The 6,594-nt window shown below is 69.5% G+C and carries 4 protein-coding genes; 2 read left to right on the forward strand and 2 right to left on the reverse strand.

Annotated features, from left to right (window positions below; translation table 11 throughout):
- The gene (locus ACIRR9_RS41705) at positions 1 to 741 is read left to right on the forward strand and encodes an alpha/beta hydrolase (protein WP_403763583.1); all 741 of its coding nucleotides are present in this window, start codon (positions 1 to 3) and stop codon (positions 739 to 741) included.
- A gap of 127 nt (positions 742 to 868) precedes the next feature.
- Positions 869 to 3,145, forward strand: coding sequence for a glycoside hydrolase family 3 C-terminal domain-containing protein (locus ACIRR9_RS41710; protein WP_403763586.1), 2,277 nt, complete (start codon positions 869 to 871; stop codon positions 3,143 to 3,145).
- A 205-nt stretch (positions 3,146 to 3,350) separates the two neighbouring features.
- On the opposite strand, the gene ACIRR9_RS41715 is transcribed toward ACIRR9_RS41710, so the two are convergent.
- A complete protein-coding gene (locus tag ACIRR9_RS41715) occupies positions 3,351 to 4,865 on the reverse strand; it encodes a glycoside hydrolase family 43 protein (RefSeq protein WP_403763589.1) in 1,515 nt (504 codons plus the stop codon).
- A gap of 75 nt (positions 4,866 to 4,940) precedes the next feature.
- A complete protein-coding gene (locus ACIRR9_RS41720) occupies positions 4,941 to 6,404 on the reverse strand; it encodes a cellulose-binding protein (RefSeq protein ID WP_403763592.1) in 1,464 nt (487 codons plus the stop codon).
- Positions 6,405 to 6,594: the final 190 nt, after the last annotated feature.

Here is a 6,594-nt window from a genome sequence, read left to right on the forward strand (position 1 = left end):
TTGACCCTGCGCTCAACCGTGCATGTCCCGGAGGGCCCGCCGGGAACCCGGTGGCCGACCGCGGTGTTCGTGCACGGCTTCACCTCCAACCGGCTGGAGTTGCCGTCCTTCGTCGGCATGTCCAGACTGCTGGAGGCGGCGGGCATCGCCTCGGTCCGGTTCGATCTGTCGGGCCACGGCGAGAGCGACGGCGACTTCTTCGACGTGACCATCACCGGCGAGATCGCCGAGACCCGCGCGGTACTGCGGGCGGTGCGCAACCTGGACTTCGTCGCCCCGGACAGGCTGGCCCTGGTCGGCATGAGCATGGGCAGCGTGGTCGCCGGCATCGCGGCGGCCGAGGAGCCGCGGATCAGCGCGCTGTGCCTGTGGTCGCCGGCCGCCGTCGCGCCGTTCGAGATCGGCAGCGGCTATCTCAAGGGCCGCAGCCTCGCGGCGCAGATCGAACAGAAGGGGTACTTCGACGCCGACGGATACCGGATGAGTCCCGCGCTCGTCGCGGACATCGCCGGTCTCGACGTCTACGGGCGGTCCGGCCCGTACACCGGCCCGGTTCACATCCTGCACGGCGACAAGGACGAGATCGCGCCCCTCGAATACGCGCGCCGCTACCTGAACCACTACGACGGCAACGCCGAACTCGAAGTCGTCGAAGGGGCGGACCACGCCTGGGGCAGCGTCCCACACCGCACCAGACTGCATCAGTCCACCCTGCGATTCCTGCGAACGCACCTCCAGTGATGGCTACGCCGGGCTTCGAGACACCCCGGACGGCCGACACCACGACGTCGGCCACCGGGCTTGGCGCCGGGGACAACGGCCTGATGCTTCGCTCCTTCTCATAGCCTCTCCCCCAAGGAATCCCTACATGGCGACCGCCCAGGACCACAGCGCCGCCGAGCGACATCTCGGCGACAAGACCGCACTGCTCTCGGGCCAGGATTTCTGGACCACCAAATCGTGCGAACGAGAGGGGATCGGCTCGCTCGTCCTGAGCGACGGTCCGCACGGTGTCCGCCGCCAGCGCCAGGACGCCGACCACCTCGGACTGTACGACAGCGAGCCCGCGACCTGCTTCCCGCCCGCCGTCGCTCTCGCCGCCGGCTGGGACCCCGACCTCGTCACCCGCGTGGCAGCGGCACTCGGCCGCGAGGCGCGCGCACTGGGCGTGAACATCCTGCTCGGCCCCGGCGTCAACATCAAACGCTCGCCACTGTGCGGCCGCAACTTCGAGTACTTCTCGGAGGATCCGCTCCTCACCGGTGTCCTGGGTACGGCACATGTCATGGGTGTGCAGAGCCAAGGTGTGGGCTCCTCGGTCAAGCACTTCGCGGCCAACAACCAGGAGACGGACCGGATGCGGATCAGCGCCGACGCCGACGAGCGGACCCTGCGGGAGATCTACTTCCCCGCGTTCGAACGCATCGTGGCACAGGCACACCCGGCTACTGTCATGTGCTCCTACAACAAGGTCAACGGCACTTTCGCGGCCGAGAACCAGTGGTTGCTCACTCAGGTACTGCGCGAGGAATGGGGATTCGACGGCCTGGTCGTCTCCGACTGGGGGGCCGTCGGCGACCGGGTGGCCGCGCTGTTGGCCGGCACCGACCTGGAGATGCCCGGGAGCCGGCGGGGCACCGATGCCGAGGTCGCCGCCGCCGTCCGGTCCGGAGCGCTGGACGAAGCCGTCGTGGACACCGTCGTCGCACGACTGCGTGGCCTGGCCGCACGGACCCGTGCCGAGGCTGAACCACCGGTAGTGGACTTCGAGGCCCATCACCGGCTGGCCCGTGAAGCCGCCGCCGACTGTCTCGTACTGCTCAAGAACGACGACCGGACGTTGCCGCTGACGGGAACCGAACGGATCGCCGTCATCGGGGAGTTCGCGACGGCTCCGCGCTACCAGGGCGGTGGCAGCTCCCATGTCAACTCCGCACGGGTCGACAGCCCGGTGGACGAACTGCGCGACCTGCTCCCTGCCGCCAGGATCAGCTTCGCCCAGGGGTACAGCCGTACAGAAAGGGCCGACGCCCGGCGGCTGCGCGAGGAAGCCGTCGCACTGGCCGCGAGTGCCGACACAGCTGTCCTGTTCGTCGGACTCCACGAGGCCGACGAGTCCGAGGGGTTCGACAGGGAACATCTCCTCCTGCCGCTGGAGCAGATCAAGCTGGTCCGCGCCGTGGCCCGCGTCGCCCACCGCACCGTGGTGGTGCTGCTCAACGGCGGAGTGGTCTCCCTGGAGGGCTGGTACGAAGACATAGACGCCGTGATCGAGGCATGGCTTCCCGGCCAGGCCGCGGGCGGCGCGATCGCCGACGTGATCACCGGCAAGGTCAACCCCTCCGGCCGGCTGGCCGAGACCATCCCGTTCCGACTGGCCGACACCCCGTCGTACCTCAACTTCCCGGGCGAGCAGGGGCATGTCCGCTACGGCGAGGGAGTCATGGTCGGTTACCGGTACTACGAGACGGCCGACGTCGCCGTCCGCCACCCGTTCGGACACGGCCTGAGCTACACCACGTTCGACACGACCGGCTTCCACGTCACCGCCGACAGCACGGACATCGTCACGGTCACCGTGACCGTCACCAACACCGGCGACCGGTTCGGCAAGCACGTCGTGCAGATCTACGTGGCCCCGCCCCCGTGTCCGGTCAACAGACCGGTCCGGGAACTGCGCGGCTTCGCCAAGGTTGCGCTCGCGCCCGGCGAGAGCACCGACGTGGAGATCGTCCTGGACCGGCGCGCCTTCGCCTACTGGGACATCACCCGCGTCGGCTGGACCGTGGCGCCCGGCCGGTATCTGGTCCAACTCGCCGACAACGCCCACGACGTGATCACCACCGCCGAGATCCGACTGCCCGGAGACACCGTGGTGGGGGCACCGCTCACCCTTGACTCGTCCATCGGCGAGTGGTTCGGTCATCCCACCGTCGGACCGGCTCTGACCGCAGCGATGACCACGGGAATGACCGAGCAGGAGGCCTCCGCCGCCGCGCAGGGCCACGCCGACGCGCTGCGTCTGCTGTCATCCATGGCAATCCGTCAGTTCCTCGCGTTCCTAACTCAGGAGCTGCCGTCCGGTCTGCTGGAAGAGCTCATGGCCATGAGCGAGGCACCCGCCGGCCCGGCCGAGGCCCGATAACCGGGACGGCTCCCGGTACCACCGACCGCGGCCCGCCGTGCCCTGACACACGGCGGGCCGCTCCCACCACCGTCGTGCCGCGGACTGGCTGGCCCTGCCCTGCCGTGCAGGCACTCGCTTGGGTGTTGACAGAGCGCCCACGCGGGGCCGGTCCCGTACAAGCGCGCGGCCGACCCAGGACTGTTCAGGACGCGGCAAGCCGGCATCAGTCCTCCAGTGGCACGTAGTCGAACCAGTCGAAGTGGACCGTTCCCGCCGCGGCGTACATGCCGATCACGCGGCCCGTGAAGCCGCCGGCCACCTCGGTGGACAGGTAGCGGCCGTCGAGCGCGGCGAGTTCGACGAACACGCCCTCCGGGTCCTGCACGCCGAAGGCGAGGGTGTCTGGTCCCTGGCGGGCGTCGGTGACCTGCCGGGTGACGGCCGCCTCGATCGCGAGTACCACCGGGGCGGCGCCGGTCACCGGGTGGGAGGCCACCACCGTGCGCAGCGGGCCGATGCGGGCGATCACCCGAACCTCGCTCGCTGTCGCCTCGATCTCGTAGTGGTGTTGTTCGTCGAGGCGTACGGCCAGACCGCCGCGTCCTTCCGCCGGGTCGACCGAGGTCCTCGCACGGAAGGACAGGTGCTGCTGCCGACGGCCGACGAAGATCGCCTCGGGGTCGTCGAGGGATGCCCCCCGGGCGCGCAGACTCAACCAGCCGGACCGTTCCTTGGTGCTGTAGTGCTCCACGGGCCGGGAACGGAGCGATATCCAGACGGGGGCGAGTTCGCTGAGCTCGAAGTCGTCCCGGACCGGCGCGGCGGCGGGCCGCTGGAGGGGCCACGGGGGCGGGGACAGGGCGAGGGACACCTCGCCGACGACGGGCCAGTCGTCGACCCAGGTCACCGGGGCCAGGAACGTCTCCCTGCCGAGGACGTGCCAGCCGGGAGTTCCGCCCCGGGGCCGGACGCCGAGGAACACCATCCACCAGGAGCCGTCCGGGCCCTGCACCAGGTCTCCGTGGCCGGTGTTCTGGACGGGGTGATCGGTGCCGCGGTGCGTCAGGATCGGGTTGTCCGGGCAGGGCTCGAACGGGCCGTCGGGGGTACGGGAACGGGCGATGGAGACGCCGTGGCAGCGCTCGGTGCCACCCTCGGCTATGAGCAGGTACCAGTAGGCGCCGATGTGATACAGGTGTGGCGCTTCCGGGGCCTTGGCGCCCGGTGCGCCGGACCACAGGCGGCGCGGCTCGCCGAAGGTCTCCCCCGTCTGGGGGTCGATGCGGATCTGGCTGACGCCTGCGACAGTGCACCAGCAGTTGCCCTCGTCGTCCCAGGCGAGGTCCGGGTCGATGCCCTGCACCCCGGGCAGCCTCACCGGGTCCGACCAGGGGCCGGCCGGATCGGTGGCGGTGAACAGGATGTTCCCGTCGCCGCTCACGTTGGTCACGACGAGCCAGAAGCGGTCGTCGTGGTGGCGCAGGGTCGGTGCGTAGAGCCCGCCGGAAGAGGAGGTGCCGGGCGGCAGCCGCAGTTGGCCGGGCCGGTCCAGGGCGTTGCCGATCTGAGTCCAGTGCACCAGGTCACGGCTGTGGAAGACGGGGACACCGGGGTAGTACTCGAAGCTGGAGCAGGCCAGGTAGTAGTCCGCACCGACCCGGCAGATGCTCGGGTCGGGGTGGAATCCCGGGACGACGGGGTTGCTGAGGGTGTTGCCCGTCTCGGGCGCGCTCGACAATGGGGGTCCTTTCGAGGGGGTTGACCGCACATGGCCGCTGCCGGTCCGCGGTTCTCGGACCGGCAGCGGTCGGAGTCAGCGGGCGGGGTGCAGTTGCACAACCACGATCGAATAGGCCGGCACGGTCTGTCGGCCGCTACTGCCCTTCACGGCCGCGCCGATCGAGGTGGCGTTCTTCAGGTACGAGTACACCTGCGGCGTGGCCGATGCCGGGGTGAACCCGCTGTAGGCGAGGGTGACTTGGGCGTCGTTGGCGGGGTCCTTGTTGATGAGCATGACGTCCACGTCACCGCCTGCCCGGCGGACCGCGTGCGCGGAGACGAGGGCCGTCGAACTCTGGGCCTGGACCAACGCGTCACCCGGTGCTCCCAGCCGGGTGATCATCCGGATTCCGTGGTAGGGCGGGAACGGGGTGTTCAGCGGAGGCTCGCAGGACGCGCCACTGGACAGCATCCCGCCGTCGTCGTAGTCGCTGGCGCCCTCGACCGTGGTCACCTTGCTGCAGTCGGTGCCGTTGTGCAGGTCCCACCAGTCGAGGGTGAACGCGCCGTTCTCCATCCAGGTCAGGTATTCGTCGGGGGCGAACAGGCCGTTGGGCGAGGTGTCCTTGTAGGCGTTGGCGTTGGCCTCCGTGACCGCGATGCCCACGTTGGGCGCGTTGGTGCCGGCGTACTGGTTGATGAGGGAGCGGAGGGTGGCGGCCATACCCGGGATCTCGGTCTGGGGTTTGGTCAGCAGGTCGGCCTGGCTGTTGCCGATCGGGTAGTGGTGCACGACCACGAAGTCGATCTTCGAGCCGGCGATGGACAGCACGGTGTGGTTCCAGTCCGCCGAGTCGCCGGGGCCGGTGATCCCGTCCGGCCAGGCGCCCGGGGTGGTCAGAACCGCGCCGATCTTGATGGTCGGGTCGACGGCCTTCATCGCCGAGGCGTACTGCAGCAGGTTCGTGGCGTAGGTCGTGGCGCTGTGGCTGGAGTGGTGGTCGGTCTCCCAGGTGGCGCCGTACTCACCGTTGCCGTAGACCTCGTTGCCGATCTCCCAGTACTTGACCCCGTAGTTCTTGGTGACGTTGGCGTACCGCACCCAGCCCGCCGCCTCGTCGGGGGTTCCCGAGCCGTAGTTGGCGGTGATGATGGGCTGGGCGCCGGTGGCTCGGACCGTTCCCATGAAGGTGTCGAAGTCCGTGCCGGGTGCGACGTAGCCGCCTTCGACGGTGTGGGTCTGCCAGTGGTAGCCGTCCGCGTAGCTGCCGCCTGGGTAGCGGACCGCTCCAACGCCGGCGTCCCTGAGCAGGCCCGGTACGGCCGGGTGGTTCATGTTGCCGTCGTAGACCGCGACGTTCGTCCCCACCCCGGTGCTGGGGATGCGGGCCAGTGTGTGGCCCGCGTCGACGGCTACGGACGCGGTGATCGCGGCCGGGGTCGCGGTTGCCGAGGGAGTGGCGGCCAGGCCGGTGGCGGCTGCGGTCAGCGCCACGGTCGCACCCAGCCGGATGAGCCGTGCGCCCTGCCTGTGGAACCTCTGGACCAGTCTCCGCATGAGCTCCCCCAAGGGACGAGAACGAAACTTTCGCGCAGAATCCTTGGATAATTTCTCGTGGAGATTAGCGACACCCACTTCAGGGGTCAACAGTCAAGCAAGCCCTTTCCCGTGCACGAACAGACGGCCGCGTCGGCCTGAGCCCCGGGGGCAGGGCCACCCCGCCCGCCGGGGGTGCCCGAATTAAGAG

Source organism: Streptomyces sp. NPDC101234, assembly GCF_044767525.1.
GTDB lineage: Bacteria > Actinomycetota > Actinomycetes > Streptomycetales > Streptomycetaceae > Streptomyces > Streptomyces sasae.